Source organism: Priestia sp. SRI_019 (genome assembly GCF_057586255.1).
On sequence record NZ_JBYCZN010000007.1, the window covers coordinates 87361 to 103091 of the forward strand.

The following is a 15731-nucleotide window of genomic DNA, read 5'->3' on the forward strand; positions in this document are numbered from 1 at the left end:
TTTCTTCAATCCCCTTCATTATGATATAGTCTGTTACCTTTGAAGAATTTTATCTCTCTATTTAGAAGCCAATGTTTTATTTATATATAGGTCTTATTATGAATAAGGAGCCAGCAAGCTGGCTCCTTATCGCTTAGTTAATTTCTTTTATTACTAATTCTAGATGAGGTTTAGTTGCAAAGCTTATTAAGTTCCCGTTTACAACTACAGCTGGTGTTACATATTTAAGGATTGTATCCTCGCTTATATGCTGAAATCCTCTTTGTTTAATTAATTCGCTGAGTTTTTTCTGAGCCATTACGCGATCCATTGAAATATCATAATTATAAAGATGCACATTTACCGATTTATCAAAGTGCTCTTTTAATTGATCTTTTAATTCAAGGCTTTCTTCATAAAAGCTTTGACTATCTTCACAGCAATCAGTTTCTACTTCCAAGTTAGAATCTGTATCACAACAATCTCCTTGAACATTTGGTACACTTGGGAAAATTTCGATTAAATCGCTTGATTTCATTTATATCTCCTCCTTACATTACTTCGTATAAACGATGAACTGGTTTTGGTGGTAATGGACTAAAGCACTCATTGTATGTTTCAGTCCAATTCGTTCTAAATTCTTGATTTAAAGCTCCAATGGCATCTGCTACAACTAGATTTAAGATGGCTGGAGATGCTTCAATACGGATATTTAAAACAACTCTTAGTTGTTTTGCATTTTTGACATTTTCCTCCGTAAACGTTGGTTCATCGCCTGTATGAACCATACTCGCCTTTACATATCCATTTTCAAGTCCTACATGTACTTTTAAATGTGCAATGGCCATTTTTTCTCTTATAAAGTGGGCATTTAATTTATCTAGGAAGCTTTTAGCCCACTGACGTGGATCTACGTCTTGATCAGAGTTTAAATCACCCAAAATATTCATCCAAGCTAATTGAGCTTCTCCCTCTGCATAGCGTTCGTAATCGATATCAAGTACTTTATCTCCACCTAAATCTGTTGTTAACCAAGTTTCTGTCAGAACATCAAGGTTATCTCCTCTTTCTGCGGAAATTGTTTGAATGACCGTTTGTGGATAACGTTGTTGTAAATAGTTATATAATTTTTCAACTTCCTCAGAAGAATAGCGATCTAATTTGTTTAACGTAATGATATCTGCTTCAGCCAACTGTTTTTCAAAGATATAGCTGACTGATTGTGAAAAAGAAGGTCTTGTTTCATCTGTGGCATTTAACTCATGCATTAATCTAGCTGGATCTACAACAATTGTTAAAGGCGCAGTCTTAAACTGCTCTGAATAATACTGTTTTAAAGGCTGGATTACAGTAGCAGCTAAATCTGTACAACTTCCTACAGCTTCTGCAATGATGACATCTGGTTGTTTTTCCTCTAATAAACCAGTTAAATTCTCATATAAGTCTTCAAATTGACAGCAGAAACAACCGCCTGTTACTTCTTTTGTATCTAAACCATTTTTGCGAGCTAGCTCAGTATCAATTAACTCTTTCCCTTGGTCATTTGTTACAATGGCTACACGATAACCTTGCTCCTCAAGTTTTAAAGCAGAATTAATCATTGTAGTTGTCTTACCAGCTCCTAAAAATCCTCCAAGTAACACTAATTTTGCAGTTTTCATTTTCATTCCCCCTGATTATTTACTCTTCTTCATGAAGTATTTTATAAATGAAGGCAGCGCTAATGGCACCTAATACAGTGGCTATTAGGTAGATCCATAGCGTACTAACTGTACCTGATACGATTGCAGGTCCAAATGATCGAGCAGGATTCATTGAGGCCCCACTAATTGGACCACCAAACATGGCTTCTAAAGCTACAGTTGCTCCTATTGCCATGCCAGCAAATGCTTTGACGGCTTTACCATGTACAGCTGATGTTAAAATCACCATCATGAGTACAAATGTCATAACGAATTCTAAAATAAAGCTTTGGGTCCAAGAACCACTAGGCAGAGTAGCTCCCAAGTTCGCTACGTCCCCAAACATAAGTAATAACGTGAGGCTTGAGGCGGAAGCTGCGATTAATTGAGTGAAAAGGTATAGTGTAGCTTCTCTTTTGTTGATTTCACCAAGAAATAGAAAAGCGAGTGTGACTGCTGGATTGAAGTGAGCTCCTGAGATATGTCCAAATGAATAAATTAAAGCCAATACAACCAAACCAAATGTGAAGGCTACTCCAACATGAGTTAGACTCTTTGTAAGGGAGTCGACGACAATTGCTCCTGTCCCTGCAAAAACAAGAAAATAGGTTCCAATAAACTCTGCTATCAGTTTCTTCTTTGTTTCTGCGTAAGGGTCTATCTTTGGCAAGACATGCGTTTGGCCAACAGGAGCTGTTACCATAGATTTCTCAGCCACTAGTTATTCCTCCTTAACATTTCAAGCAGCATCGCTTAAAGATGCCCTCTTCAGCTGGTGTTAACATTTCAAAATAAAGCTCGTCCAATTGAGGATCTGGATGTTTCCAATCGTAGTGAAATTCATGTTCTTCTAAATCTAAGGCTTTAATAGAGTCTTTATTTAATAATGGGGAACCTTTATACAAATATAGTCTTGTTTCATATTGAATTGGATCTACTATATTTCCTAGTTGATTATCCTCTACAAAAGTTCTGAATGTCGTAAGGTCTTCAAATTTCGTCCACGGATTAAACATGATAAACGTTGGATTCAACTTGATATCAATCTCTCTTAAGTAGGCAATTGCTTCCTCAATATCTGAAACAGTAGTATCCTTAGCAACCGCATCAAGTACTTCTTCAGATGGGAATTCTAATGCTGAGGTAATAAATTTGACTCCTAGGTTCTTCATTTCTAAAAGAGTTTCTTTATTTTCTAAGATGTGATCTACGCGAGTGGTAAAATCATATGTTAAGTCAGGAAATTCTTCGTGAAGTTTACGTAAAATTTTGATTCCATGATATTTTGCATTAAAGAAATCTGCATCAATGAATGTAAGGTGAGTCATTCCCCCTGCAACTAAATTTCGAATATCTGTTAACACTATATCCTCTGGAACTAAAATGACTTTGCCATCGTATGCTGCAAATACTGAACAGTATAAGCATTTGTGGTGACAGCCTCTTGCAATTTCAGTAGAGCCTACAACTTCTTCCGATCCTAAAATATGATTAATTTGCTTTTGAGGGTATTTATACAATGGTGGTAATAAATCTCGTGAAGGTATGTCTAGGTGATTACGTGCCATGTAAGGATGTATGGATTCTCCTTTTATCGCTTGCTCTGCACTTAATAAGCCTGGGATATTTTCTTGTACATCGCCAGAAAGATGTTTAGCTAATAGGGTTAATGGGTGCTCCCACTCCCCACAAATACAGGAGTTACTATACTTTCCAGCTAAACGATTAGCGTTAATCGTGGCATGTTGTCCAAAAAAGGTTATGTGGGCTTCTGGGTTAAGATCTGCGGCCCGTTTTGCGATCTCGATTCCAGCATGCACTGCATCAAATAACGGAACGGAAATTGCGATTAAATCTTTATCAGAAAACTTTTCTTCCACTATGCCTTCAACGTAAGTATCTAAAACTGAAACGTTAAAACCTGCTTTAATTAAAGGAGTGGCTGCTGTAGCAATAGTATTTGGTTGAAAGCCACCTTCAAAATTTGAAACTAGTAAAATATTCATTAATTAATCCCCCTAATTTCTTCTTATGGCCAAGCTGGATCTGTCATCATGATAATAGTAGCTGTTGCCATCGTAGCTTTCATAAACCACATCTTACATTTCAATTTTATTTTAATTTTAATTTCCTATTATTAGAGTATTTTTGATTGTTCCTTAATAAGTTATTTCATTTATTTAAACTCGTGGCCAAACTGGGTCTGCCATCATGATAATAACGGCTGCTGCTATCGTAGCTTTCATAAACCAAGTCTTATACTTCAATTTCATTTCAATTCCTCCATTATTAGAGTATTTTTGAGTTCCTCTTAACAATTTATTTTACTTATTTAAACTCGTGGCCAAACTGGATCTGCCATAGAGATAATAACGGCTGCTGCCATCGTAGCGTACATAAGCCATATCTTATATTTCAATTTCATCGCTCCCTTTCATTTTTGAATATTCAAATTATTTTAATTAAGTTTCCCTAACTGTCATCATAAATATGGAAGTGTTAACCTTACTAACTAGTAATCTTCAAACTTTATCTTTATCTTCCTCCTTTTTCACACCATTTAACATCAGTTAACATTTTTAATCATTTATAAGTTTTGTTATAAATGTTAATTCATAAGTAAATAGTAATAGATGTGGAATTACTTGTCAACATATTTTGAACATTTAACAAACTATTTACATTTTGTTCAAAAATGTTAATAATAGAGATAGGTAAATAAAGAAAAGATTGGGGTAGTTTTTATGTTAGGACAGCGCATAAAAGAATTAAGAAAAGAATCAAAGTTAACGCAGCAAGATTTATCAGAGGGCATCATTACTAGAAGCTATCTAAGCCAGATCGAAAAAGGCCTTGTTCAGCCTTCATTTGATGTATTAGAAAAGTTAAGCGAGAAACTAGATTGTACAGTCGATGATTTCTTTAAAACTATAGAAAATAAAGATTTACTTTTATCCCAAGTAAAAAAAGAAATAAAAACTGCAGAAAACCAAGTAAATGCGAATTCATTTGATAAAGTTGAAGCATTTATTCAAAATAAAGAATATTTGTCCCGGAACGATTTAAATGAATATGACAAAGGTATTTTAATGTGGATACATGGAAAGTATTACGAGCATAAAAAAGACTATAACCACGCCATTACTTTCTTTGAAAAGAGTTTTTCAAAGCTTGAAAAAGGTAAACATACGAATGAAATGCTTCGTTCTTTAGACTCTCTTGGCTCTAGCCATAGCCAGGTTAATAATAATGAAAAAGCACTTCATATTCTAAATAAGGCTTATCGTATTATGATTTATGATCAAATTAGTGGAATGATAAGAATATCCATCTTGGTTAATTTAGGGGTTGTTCACGGTAAATTAAAGGAATTTTATTCTGCCATTAATTTTTTAGAAGAAGCAAGGGACTTAAATGATAGTCTAGGCACCTTTTATAAATCAGGAGAAATTTTTATGGCTCTGGGAATTTGTAATATGGAGTTAAAACGTTATAAAGATGCCAAAGGTTCTTATGAACGGGCTCTTAAATACTTTAAACTTAGTGAAAATAGATACCATGAGGCCGGTACCTATACCAACCTAGGAATTTTATTTTCTTACCAAGAAGACTATTATCAAGCTGAACTTGATTTGAGAACAGCTATAAACATTTATAAGAATTTGAATGCAGAAGAAGCGAGAATTATGAACGCGCAGGTAGAACTTGCAAGAGTGTACTATTTACAAGAAGAATATGTAAAGGCTTCTTCTATATGTGAAGACATTATAGGTATAAATGATGTTAATAAACATAAGGCACAAGCATTTGAACTTTTAGGAGATATTAATTGTAAATTATCTAATACAGAAGAAACATTAAGAAATTATAGTGAAGCAAAAAGAATTTTGGTAGAACAATCTATGCCATGTGATTATGTCTGTAAAAAGGTGGCTGATGTTTACTTCCAGTTAGGAGATTTCCAAAAAGCTGCAGATTCCTATAAAGAATGCTTTTAATACAAAAAACAGTGAGTTACTCTGACTCACTGTTTTTTATGATTTCTTGGTAGATAGTTGGCGATAAGATACGTTTAACTTCTTTCTCATCTACCTTATAGTAACACCAGGTTCCTCTTTCACAACGTATAAGTATTCCTGCTTCAACTAATAATTTCAAATGATAGGATAACTTAGATTGAGAAATTTGAAATTTATCCTGCAAATCGGATACACATAACTCCTTACAACAGGAAATTTCCTGTAAAAGTGCAAGTCTAGTCTTATCACTAAGCGCTTTAAATTTATTTTCAACACCTGTAATCATAATTAAATCTCCAATGGGTTCTTAATTGTTATAGATAATTCTTTTTCTACAGAATCGGCTTTACTACATGAAGGACTCTGCTCATCTCCATAGACAATAAAATAACCCAAACGATTAAAATTACTCTCGGTTCGTTGGACTGATTCACCATCGTTAACATACCACTTCTGTTCTTTTATAGAAGCAGATTGGAACTGTTCATCGAAGTACACTTTCCCTTCCTTATTTGCTAACAAGAATCGAATGGAGGCAGAAGGAACAGTAGATGAAGACAAATCTATGGAAGCAATTCCTTTGCCTAAGGTAACAAGGAAAGCTAAAGCTTTAAGATCTACTCCAGTGACTGCTTTCACCAGGTGTGGAATCTCATCGCCTCCAGGTCTAGCGTTTACTTCCACTATTCTTGGACCCTTCTCTGTTAATTTGACCTCAGTATGAGTAACGGCAAAATCCACATCTAAAGCAGCTAAGCTTTGTTCTACTAGCCTTTTAATTTCATTCTCTTCATTAGTATTTAAGTTTGCAGGGAAATCATGTCCTACTTCAATAGAAAGAGGATATGGAGTTACAAGTTTCTTTGTAATTCCAATAATAGTAGTTTGGCCATTAACCGTTACAGACTCAATACTAAACTCCGGTCCATCTAAAAACTCTTCAATAAGTATGTCTGAATCAATGGTTTGGCCCACAATGTTTTTCTTACTTTTCACAATATGTTTAATAGCTGTTGTTATTTCTGATTCGTTCTTACATAAGTAAACATTTTTACTTCCTGAATCATTAGAAGGTTTAACAATAAGGGGAAAATCCATGCCTTGAAGTTGGGATTCCAAGTTACTGTCTGAAGTAACAAGACGATATTGGACCTCTCCTACACCAGCTTCATTTAGTTTTTGCCTAGCCATTTTTTTATTTCTACATCTTAAACTAGCTTCGTAAGGTAGTTGATACTTTAATTGCAGCATTTCACTTATCTTAGATGCCAAGGGAATTCTATACTCATTCATGGTAAAAACTGAAATGACCTCTAGCTGATTAGTTAGTTGGAGACACTTTTCTAACACAGCTTCTTCGTCATTTAAATCAATTTCAACAGGTATATCCACATCAAAAATTTCATCATATGAAATCTCTTTTCTTAATAAAATGATTTTATAGCCCTTCTCCTTTACTAATTGAACTTCATTATCCCTAGGACTCACTAAAATAACATATTGATTCTCCATAGATTGGCTCCTTATTGGCAGCATGTAGAAGATGGTTTACTTTCTACCCTTACCTCGACTTGATCCCTTAACTTTTGAGCATTAACAGCAATCGCGATACCCGTTATTTGACCGATTTCTTCCTTGGTAAAACCTAATTGTTTAGCTGTTAGAACTGCGTTCTTCAACGTATCCTGATCGTTTAATAAAGTAGCTGAAGTTAAAATAGCTACAACTTTCTCTCTTTCTGGAAGTGTGCCCCCTTCGACTGCTTCCGTAAAGAAAGTATCAAAACAAGAATTTAATTTTTGATTTAAAGCTAACATGTATTTAACACTCCTTTTTAACTTTATTAACATTTTTATTATTTTTATTAAAATGTTTTATTTTGTTAATTAAATAATATAATCTATTTCAATACCCGTCAACAAAAAAATCTGAAAAAAATGGCAATTTAATCATTGACAATTGAAATAGTTGTATTTTACAATTGTTTCAACAAGCAAATAAGGTGTGGTGAAAAGAATATGAACAACGTAGAAGTGGGAAAAGAATCTCATCAATTTCGTCAAATGCTTCAAATCCTAATTAGACGCTTTGGTTTACTCGAAAAAGAAGGTGCACAATGTTGTGGGGTTTCTTTAGTACAGAGTCATATATTATTTGAAGTGGAGCGCACAAAAACCCCATCTTTAAATGAACTATCTTCTTCTTTAGGGTTGGATAACAGTACATTAAGTCGTCACATTCAAGGATTGGTAGAACGTAACTTAGTAAGTCGTATACAATCCCCTACTGATCGTAGATATGTAACCATTACGCTTACTCCTGAAGGTGAGCAATATGAAGATGAGATTGCTAAACAGATGAATATATATATTCAAGAAATCCTTTCTAACGTACCAGAAAATAAACGGGGTCAAGTTTTAGAAAGTATTGATTTAATTTTAGGGGCTATGAAAAACAGCAGTTGCTGTTAATGCCTCTTTTTCTAAAAGTAATAGTTGTATTTTGCAACTATTGTAAATATACATAGTTTCGAAGTTTAAATGAATTAGGAGGAATGCTTTATGCCAGATTTAGTAACCAAAGTATTATTGGAGTTTCTATCTTTAAGTAAGAACTTATTAGTTTTATTCCTTGGTATTTCTTTTTTCATTAGTTTTATTCAAGCCTATGTTCCTTTTGAAAAAGTAGAGAAATGGATGGGGAGTAAAAACCCTTTCCTAGGTAACTTAGCAGGTGCACTACTTGGTTTTATAACACCGTTCTGTTCATGTTCCACTATTCCCTTACTAGTAACTATGCTCAATCGTAATGTTCCTTTCCAAACAGTAATGACATATTTATTTACTTCACCGTTATTGGATCCTTGGATTTTAGGGTTAATGGCTTATATCTATGGAGTAAAGGTAACAGCTATTTATACCGTTACAACTTTTGTATTCTCTATGATTATTGGATGGTATTTAAATAAGAAAAACTATAAAGAGCAAGTTAAAAAAGTCATGATTAAAGGAAATCTCCCAGAGCAAGATGAACGTCGCAGAAAAGATCTTGTTTTAAACATTAAGGAATCCATTAAGGAAACTATAGATTTAATTCGTTCAGTTCTCGTATATATATTAATTGGTGCATTCGTAGGAGCAATTATTAAGGAGGCAGTGCCAACCAATTTCTTGACATTTATTTCTGATCAAAACCAATGGTGGGTTATCCCATTAGCAGCTATTATTGGTGTTCCATTATACATTCGTCTATCAACGATGTTACCAATTGCTCAAGCTTTACTTGTTAATGGATTCCCTATTGCTCCGACTATGGCATTGCTAATAGGAGGTGCTGGTGCAAGTTTACCTGAAATCATTATGTTGAAGAGTATTTTCCATAAGAAATTAGTAAGTGCATTTGTTGTATCAGTGTTTTTGATGGCAACTGTTTCAGGCTATTTATTCTTAGTATTAGAACTTTAATGGAGGCGAAGAAAAATGGGATTAATGTCAATTTTTAAAGGAAATAAGAAAGAAAAAGATTGCTGCAATATCGAGATTGTAGAGATAAAAGAAGAAAAGAGCACTTGTTGCTCAAGTGAAGCTAATAAGGAGCAAAAGAAAGAAGCTTAAAAAGGAGTGAGTAATTATGATGTATGAACTAGAATTTATACTCATGCAAGAACAACGTGCGATGAATTATGCATCTCGTCAACAGACACATGATACTAATTTATTAGCTAAAGAGAATTACCTTTCAAAAATAAAAGGTATTATATCCAGAAATTCCAATGTCACAAAGTCTAATTCTCAATGTTGTGTACCATGTTGCTAACACTATAAATAACAGACAATTTAAAATATTAAGTACAATAAAGGTGAAACAATGGTATATCGGGAGATAAAACTACCTAATGAGTTATAAGTGGGGAGGTTTTATCTTCCTTTTTTATTTCTTTGTTTCTTAAAAATAAGACGAGGAGGATTTGTATGAATAATGTTTTTAATTTTTATGAGTTCAGAAGACATAGAAAAATCAAGAAGTTTTTTCGTTTCATTTTAGTAATAGGGATAATTCTTCTATTCTTTGTATTTACTTATCTTTTAATGGTAACAGGGACAAACCAACCGAAGGAGCTTCCTTCTTATATTGAGCCTAAACCATAATTGTTGAATGTCTAGCTTCCTCATTTAAACTCAAGCATCTTTAGTTAATCTTATTAAATACAAACAACAAGGCCCCTTCAAACTCTCAAGGGACCAGATGTTATATATTGAAACCACGTATTTTTTAGATACTCTTCTTCATTCCACATTCTCGACATTCACGTAAGAAAATGCCACCTTTTACAGAACTTTTGAAGTAAGCTGAGTTGCAATTATCGCATCTGCCACTAATTTTGTCCGGGAATTCAGCATAGTCATACACCTTATCAAAATCAATTTCTTGCTCTTTTATTTCTTCCAGGTTAATCACTCTTTTCTGTTTGGCTTTCCTTAGACTAACACATCTATATCCCTAGAAAAGAGTTATGATAAAATTATTTTATATAATACGTGACTTTTTATATTTGAATTAAAAATCTTGTTCCTTCCACAACAATCCAATTTCTTGTTCACGTTGCAAAACCTTCTCCAGATAACGTTCGGTGGTCTTACGGTCACTGTGACCTAGTTCTTTTTGAATTAAAAAGATGTCTGCTCCCTGCTGCCGACTATAAATCGCATAAAAATGACGAAAGTAATGAGGCGTAATCCTGTTATTACGTTCTTTTATAAAAGGTAATTCCGTTCGTTCAATGATACGCACAATATAATTACTTAAGTTTTTATATTGATAAAACTCTCCTTCTTTAGTTGGTAATAATGGACCTTGATCACTTGAATTTAATACTGTACTGACATGACGTCGTTCTCGAAAAGTAAGAATGCGTTCATATAGCGATGGATGAAGTAACTTATCAAATTTCTTTCCACCCTTCCCTACCCCTCTTAGTCGATAATGGCCACTTAAACTGTCTAGATATACATCTCCCCATGAAGCTTTAGCTATTTCCTGTACACGCAATCCTGTCATGGCCAACATCGTTAACAATCCATAATTAATAGGATGGTCTTTATAGTAATCTAGAAGCTGTTTGACTTCATGATAATACAAATCTCGATTTGGAATTTCTTGTTCAGATAATGATGTACTCAAGATTTCTTTATACAATGGTTGCTGTATGTAATTCGTTTCATGTAGCCATTTCATAAAACTTTTTAAAATCGTCATTTTCGCGTCTAAAGTTGCAGGTGAATAAGGTTTCCCGCCCTTCCCTAACAATGCAGTGCTTAAATAGTCCTGGTAGTTCCGTATATGCCAAGGACGTAGGTTTTTAAAAATAGTTTCTTCTATATAATAGTCAACATCTTGGCGCAAGAACGACTCACTTTTTACCGCATACTGATAAAACTGCAATAAAGTCCGTAAGTATTCGGTTTTTGTATTTTCTTTTCGTTCTCGATCCTTTCGAATATGCTTTCGCTGATGGACATAGTAGTACATCATTTCTTCATCCGTAAAATCACTGAACATATCTTCACTTTTTCTCTGGTGATTCTCATTTCTTTCTTCTAATGCATCATAATATTTATTATCTAGCATCAATGAAAAGATTTTATTGAAATCCCCTTTTCTTTCTCTTACTTCCGTTCCGATATGTACTAATGAGACATCTCGCATAAAACTTCTCCTTTCATCAAGCATGTCTTGTTATTTATAGGTTTTTCCTGTGTTGGAATAGTTTCTTATCTATGTGAAGGTAAAGTATATATTTATATGTATATAGATGATAAAGAACCTTTAAATTGTGATAATATTTCTGCTAGCAATAGCCAAACTATAAATTATTTTAATTAAATACCTAATGCTTTTGTAATTAAATATATATTAAAAGTTACTTATTATATTTATTACTCATTAATTGTAACTTATTTAAAAGTAAAAGTGTAAATTTACTTTTTATATAAATAGTTTAATATTTATATTGTTTGTAGAAAAATCTCCTATTTGTCATCAGTTAGAGTAAATAGTAAAACATAATATTATATAAGTTGGTTTTACTATTTACATATCAGTTAAAAAAACTTTATCCTTATAACTATACATAAATATGATATAATTAATTATCAAATATAAGAAAAAGAATAGGAGTGTATGTCATGATTGATAATCTGACTAAAATTATTACCATTGAAGATATAATGAGAATGTTAGGTATTTCATCAAAGAAAACTATTTATACATATATTCAACAAGAAAAATTAAATCCTATTAATAAAGATGACTGGCATATCGAAGGACGTTATGAATTTGATATCGAGGATGTTGTTCGTTTACAAGAAGAGTTAAAAAAGCCAGGACTTACGACAAAAGAAGTTGCGAAGCAACTCGATATCTCTGTCACGACGGTGAATAAGTATATTAAACAAGAACTGTTACCGGCGTTCCAAGAAGAATACAGGGGCATTAATTGTTATTTTGTCAATGAAGAAGATTTAGAAGAGTTTAAGCGTACACATGAAGTGGGGCGCAAACCGAGTAAGCGTCATTTCTATCATGCTGAACAAAATGTGGCTTTATTTCAGCTTTTTGTGAAAAAAGGTGAAGAAAAAGAGCAGTTTGCACGTATCATCTCGGTAGAAGATCCAATTATGGCCGTTACAGAGCAACATGAAGAGATAACAGTAGAAGAATTACTTGATCGAGGCTATGAAGCAGCCTATAAAATTGAATCGAAAAAAACGATTACGAAAGAAGGCTATGCAACGTTTGCCTTTAAGCAAACAGCCTATGCGAAATCACAGCTTTATAAGCTCCTGGATTTATTCTATCAATATCTAAGCCCGACCAATATGAGGATTACACCACAAGAAGAGAAAGAGCAATTTTTGATTGAAATTAAACCAGTATTACTGACGGAATCAGCACAAGAAATCGTCGAGTTATTAGAGTCGGTTCTTGTCTCAGGGAAAATTAACAAGCGTAGCCGTGGCATTTATATTGATAGCGATTTGGAAGTGGTACGCGTGAAAGTAACAAGTGATTTGAAAGAAGAGTTGCAACAAAAAGCGAAAGAACTAGGTAAAAGAAACATTGAGGAATTGTTACTATACGCTGTACAAAAATTATAAAATGGAATAGAAAAGACACCTAATAAAAGGGTCTTTTCTTGTTTAGATACTACTTTGAATTATCAAGTTTCTAGTGCATATCTCCAAAAAGGTCTAGCTTACTTTTCATATAAAGATAGTAACTATTTAATTCTTTTTTATCACTAATCTTAAATAAAACATCATCGTTATTGTAGAATTAGGAACAATCTCCTTAAAAGCTTCCTAATCTGAAGACATTGCCACTCCTGATTCTCTTGCTGCTTAACAATTTTTTACAACCTTTTTATGATTTAGTCACATAATGTTCATTTCCACTTAGAGATGTACTTAAAGTAGAACATCAGGCTTCACAAGCATTTGCAAATAAAAATTTCTCCAATATCAAGTATATGTATTTGGTAGGTGACTACAATTCTCTACTTTTTAAAAATTTATAAGGTGTTATTCCCACCAATTCTTTAAATACCTTTGTAAAATGGCTCTGGTTAGCAAAATGTAACAAGCTACAAATTTCAGAAATAGAATATGATGAAGAAGTAATTAACGCTTTCGATTCCTCTATTTTTACTTTTTGAATATATGTATTTAGTAATATTCCTGTTTCTTTTTTAAATAATCTTGATAAATAACTAGGATGTAAATTTACTAACTCAGATAATTTGGATACTTTTATGATGTCATAAATGTGATCATTTATAAAATTCATGCAGATAGTAATTTCTTTAGAATATATATTATTTTTACTTGTACGTACGCGTTGTCCAAGATCAATAAATGCTTCTTTTGTTAAAGTTTTTATGCACTCTAAATCTTCTGAGCTCTCTATACTTTTAACATAGATATTACTTAAGTCATAAGCAATTTCAGAGTACAGCCCACCTCTTATGGCAGAGGTTACTGCAAGAGTAATGTTTGAAAGGGCCAAGCTTTTTAAAATTTTCAAATCATATCTCTTAGAAGAATATGCATAGTGAAATTCTTGATCTAGAATATCAATAAAATTATCTATCTCTTCACTATTACCTTCTTTAATTAGTTCAAGTAATTTTTCATGCTTAGCATTGTGATCTTCAGAAGCAATTAAAGAAGTATCTTCATCTTCCATTACATTTTCCGTTTTCATCTTATTCAATTTAAACATGTGTTGTAAATCAAGCTCTTTTTGATAAATCATATAGTAAAGAATAATCCCATGGCGTATTAAATCTACTCTTTTGACTATAGGAATGGACTCATAGTATGAAAGAAGCGATTTCGTTTCTTCAAGTGTACCCAAACTATTAATGAATTCTTTTAATATTCCTAGAGGATACTTCTTATACATAAAAGGACCAACAACCATTGCTCCTTCAAAATTATCCTTATGTTTCAAATTAATTATTAAGAAATTTTCAAGAAATTTCGTTGGTTTAATTAGTGGATAATCATTACACACCTCCTCATTGATAAGTATCTTGATATGGTCTATTTTATGAGGAGAAAGAGAAGGCTGGGAAGAATGTGGAGAAATTTGAAAAATCAATTCTTTCTCTTTATTAAAAAGAAAGAATGAAAGTTTAAAAGTTTCTGTCATATTTTCACAAATGAATGTTAATTGCTCTTTATTGGGAATTTCCATAAAAAAAATCCTTTCGTAGACTATTTTTATTAATTTCATAGATATAATATCATACTTATTTGCAATAATTTTCATTGATAAACCAAAAGCCCTCTTGATATCAAAGAATCAAGGGGGTTTTTGGTTTAATACAAATATTTATGTTACTTAGTAAACTAACCTTTAAAGTCATAACTTCCTATTATAACAAGAAACGAATTAGCGATACCAGTCTATATATTTATGATTCATATACTTTATTACTTGCTCTAAAAGCTACAAAATACCATATAATATTTGATAAGAATGCAGCCACACCTAAACTTATCGCCCCTATAGAGATAATCATACTATTGTATGAAAAAATGTCCATGAATACCATTACTAAAAGTGCTGTAATAGCTATTAACATTCCTAAACCACAAAAAATAGCCATTACAATTCTCATTGAATCAACACCCAGTGCATAAATAATTAAAGGTATAAGATAAAAAATTAACACTGTTCCCACTGAAGACCACATTCCTACATCACCAAATTTGTTAACATTGGGTCCAGTATTAGAAAGCGAAGATAGGGAAGATACTATAAGCAATGAACAAAGTAGAACTGCTGATACTATAGTGGCTAGTATTACTGAATTTCTTTTGTTTTTAGTATTCATATTTTTTCCTTTCTTTTTCAGTATTAAAATGTAATCGAAAATTAGAATTAGTTATTAGCTTATTGACATATATGTCTTAATAATGAACTATCCTGATCCTCTCAATACTTTATGTAAATAAACTGAATTAGGGATCTACGAAAAATATTCATAGACCCCCGATAGAGAATATAAAATTAGCAAACTGCAAAACTAATTGTACTTACTACTTTGCAGTTAACACTTAAAGATGAACCTGCGCGTAGCTCTACATCCTTCTTTGAATCTAAAACTTGAAGAGATAATACTTTTTTCACAAAAATCACCTCCTTTTAGTTAGTGACCTTCCATTAAAGCTATTACGCCAATACATTTAACTTTTGGCTGCTCAATGAAAAAATGATTTCTATAATCTATGGTAGGATACCGAATAATATTATTCAGTAATCTTTAATAGAAAATATAAAATTAGCAAACTGCAAAACTAATTGTGCTTACTACTTTGCAGTTAACACTTAAAGATGAACCTGCACGTAGCTCTACATCCTTCTTTGAATCTAAAACTTGAAGAGATAATACTTTTTTCACAAAAATCACCTCCTTTTAGTTAGTGACCTTCCATTAAAGCTATTACGCCAATACATTTAACTTTTGGCTGCTCAATGAAAAAAT

The 15731-nt window shown here is 32.6% G+C and carries 18 protein-coding genes; 5 read left to right on the forward strand and 13 right to left on the reverse strand.

Going from position 1 to position 15731, the window contains the following annotated elements:
• Positions 1–133 precede the first annotated feature (133 nt).
• From vcpD to arsL, 4 genes are read right to left on the reverse strand one after another with little or no spacing between them, the layout of a single operon-like run.
• On the reverse strand, positions 134–517 hold the full coding sequence (gene vcpD / locus AC2YJL_RS24765) for an ArsD-related vicinal cysteine protein VcpD (RefSeq protein WP_230932186.1): 384 nt from the start codon (positions 515–517) through the stop codon (positions 134–136).
• A gap of 13 nt (positions 518–530) precedes the next feature.
• Complete coding sequence (locus tag AC2YJL_RS24770) at positions 531–1640, reverse strand: GTP-binding protein (protein WP_116516813.1); 1110 nt, start codon at positions 1638–1640, stop codon at positions 531–533.
• Positions 1641–1659: 19 nt separating this feature from the next.
• The gene (locus tag AC2YJL_RS24775) at positions 1660–2364 is read right to left on the reverse strand and encodes an aquaporin (RefSeq protein ID WP_269067567.1); all 705 of its coding nucleotides are present in this window, start codon (positions 2362–2364) and stop codon (positions 1660–1662) included.
• A 28-nt stretch (positions 2365–2392) separates the two neighbouring features.
• Positions 2393–3667: an arsinothricin biosynthesis radical SAM protein ArsL gene (gene arsL, locus AC2YJL_RS24780; protein WP_221816176.1), complete on the reverse strand. Its 1275-nt coding sequence runs from the start codon at positions 3665–3667 to the stop codon at positions 2393–2395.
• A gap of 738 nt (positions 3668–4405) precedes the next feature.
• On the opposite strand from arsL, the gene AC2YJL_RS24785 reads away from it, so the two are divergent.
• The gene (locus tag AC2YJL_RS24785) at positions 4406–5659 is read left to right on the forward strand and encodes a helix-turn-helix domain-containing protein (protein WP_195694654.1); all 1254 of its coding nucleotides are present in this window, start codon (positions 4406–4408) and stop codon (positions 5657–5659) included.
• 16 nt (positions 5660–5675) lie between these two features.
• Here AC2YJL_RS24785 and AC2YJL_RS24790 read toward each other — a convergent pair whose 3' ends face one another.
• From AC2YJL_RS24790 to AC2YJL_RS24800, 3 genes are read right to left on the reverse strand one after another with little or no spacing between them, the layout of a single operon-like run.
• On the reverse strand, positions 5676–5966 hold the full coding sequence (locus AC2YJL_RS24790) for an ArsR/SmtB family transcription factor (protein ID WP_116516816.1): 291 nt from the start codon (positions 5964–5966) through the stop codon (positions 5676–5678).
• A 2-nt stretch (positions 5967–5968) separates the two neighbouring features.
• Positions 5969–7192 (reverse strand): ATP-grasp domain-containing protein, encoded by a 1224-nt coding sequence (locus AC2YJL_RS24795; RefSeq protein ID WP_230932184.1) that lies wholly within the window; start codon positions 7190–7192, stop codon positions 5969–5971.
• Positions 7193–7203: 11 nt separating this feature from the next.
• Positions 7204–7497 carry a carboxymuconolactone decarboxylase family protein gene (locus tag AC2YJL_RS24800; protein WP_116516818.1) on the reverse strand — a complete coding sequence of 98 codons (294 nt, stop codon included), beginning with the start codon at positions 7495–7497 and terminating at the stop codon, positions 7204–7206.
• 201 nt (positions 7498–7698) lie between these two features.
• On the opposite strand from AC2YJL_RS24800, the gene AC2YJL_RS24805 reads away from it, so the two are divergent.
• The 3 genes from AC2YJL_RS24805 to AC2YJL_RS24815 all read left to right on the forward strand — a co-directional run bounded on the left by AC2YJL_RS24805 (position 7699) and on the right by AC2YJL_RS24815 (position 9294).
• On the forward strand, positions 7699–8151 hold the full coding sequence (locus AC2YJL_RS24805; protein ID WP_116516819.1) for a MarR family winged helix-turn-helix transcriptional regulator: 453 nt from the start codon (positions 7699–7701) through the stop codon (positions 8149–8151).
• 90 nt (positions 8152–8241) lie between these two features.
• Entirely contained in the window at positions 8242–9144 is a 903-nt protein-coding gene (locus AC2YJL_RS24810; RefSeq protein ID WP_230932183.1) for a permease, read from the forward strand.
• Between the two features lie 15 nt (positions 9145–9159).
• Positions 9160–9294: a hypothetical protein gene (locus tag AC2YJL_RS24815; protein WP_269067562.1), complete on the forward strand. Its 135-nt coding sequence runs from the start codon at positions 9160–9162 to the stop codon at positions 9292–9294.
• Between the two features lie 658 nt (positions 9295–9952).
• Here AC2YJL_RS24815 and AC2YJL_RS24820 read toward each other — a convergent pair.
• Positions 9953–10129 (reverse strand): DUF8096 family protein, encoded by a 177-nt coding sequence (locus AC2YJL_RS24820; protein ID WP_483879671.1) that lies wholly within the window; start codon positions 10127–10129, stop codon positions 9953–9955.
• A 108-nt stretch (positions 10130–10237) separates the two neighbouring features.
• The gene (locus AC2YJL_RS24825) at positions 10238–11386 is read right to left on the reverse strand and encodes a tyrosine-type recombinase/integrase (RefSeq protein WP_230932181.1); all 1149 of its coding nucleotides are present in this window, start codon (positions 11384–11386) and stop codon (positions 10238–10240) included.
• Positions 11387–11865: 479 nt separating this feature from the next.
• Between AC2YJL_RS24825 and AC2YJL_RS24830 the strand changes: the two genes are divergently transcribed.
• Positions 11866–12837: a helix-turn-helix domain-containing protein gene (locus AC2YJL_RS24830; RefSeq protein WP_230932180.1), complete on the forward strand. Its 972-nt coding sequence runs from the start codon at positions 11866–11868 to the stop codon at positions 12835–12837.
• A gap of 388 nt (positions 12838–13225) precedes the next feature.
• On the opposite strand, the gene AC2YJL_RS24835 is transcribed toward AC2YJL_RS24830, so the two are convergent.
• From AC2YJL_RS24835 to AC2YJL_RS24850, 4 genes are all read right to left on the reverse strand, one after another.
• Entirely contained in the window at positions 13226–14437 is a 1212-nt protein-coding gene (locus AC2YJL_RS24835) for a helix-turn-helix domain-containing protein (RefSeq protein ID WP_230932179.1), read from the reverse strand.
• Between the two features lie 220 nt (positions 14438–14657).
• The gene (locus AC2YJL_RS24840; RefSeq protein WP_142339099.1) at positions 14658–15080 is read right to left on the reverse strand and encodes a DUF5391 family protein; all 423 of its coding nucleotides are present in this window, start codon (positions 15078–15080) and stop codon (positions 14658–14660) included.
• A gap of 176 nt (positions 15081–15256) precedes the next feature.
• A complete protein-coding gene (locus AC2YJL_RS24845) occupies positions 15257–15376 on the reverse strand; it encodes a class III lanthipeptide (protein ID WP_205413786.1) in 120 nt (39 codons plus the stop codon).
• Between the two features lie 151 nt (positions 15377–15527).
• Positions 15528–15647, reverse strand: a complete 120-nt coding sequence (locus AC2YJL_RS24850) for a class III lanthipeptide (RefSeq protein ID WP_205413786.1) — start codon at positions 15645–15647, stop codon at positions 15528–15530.
• Between the last annotated feature and the right edge of the window lie 84 nt (positions 15648–15731).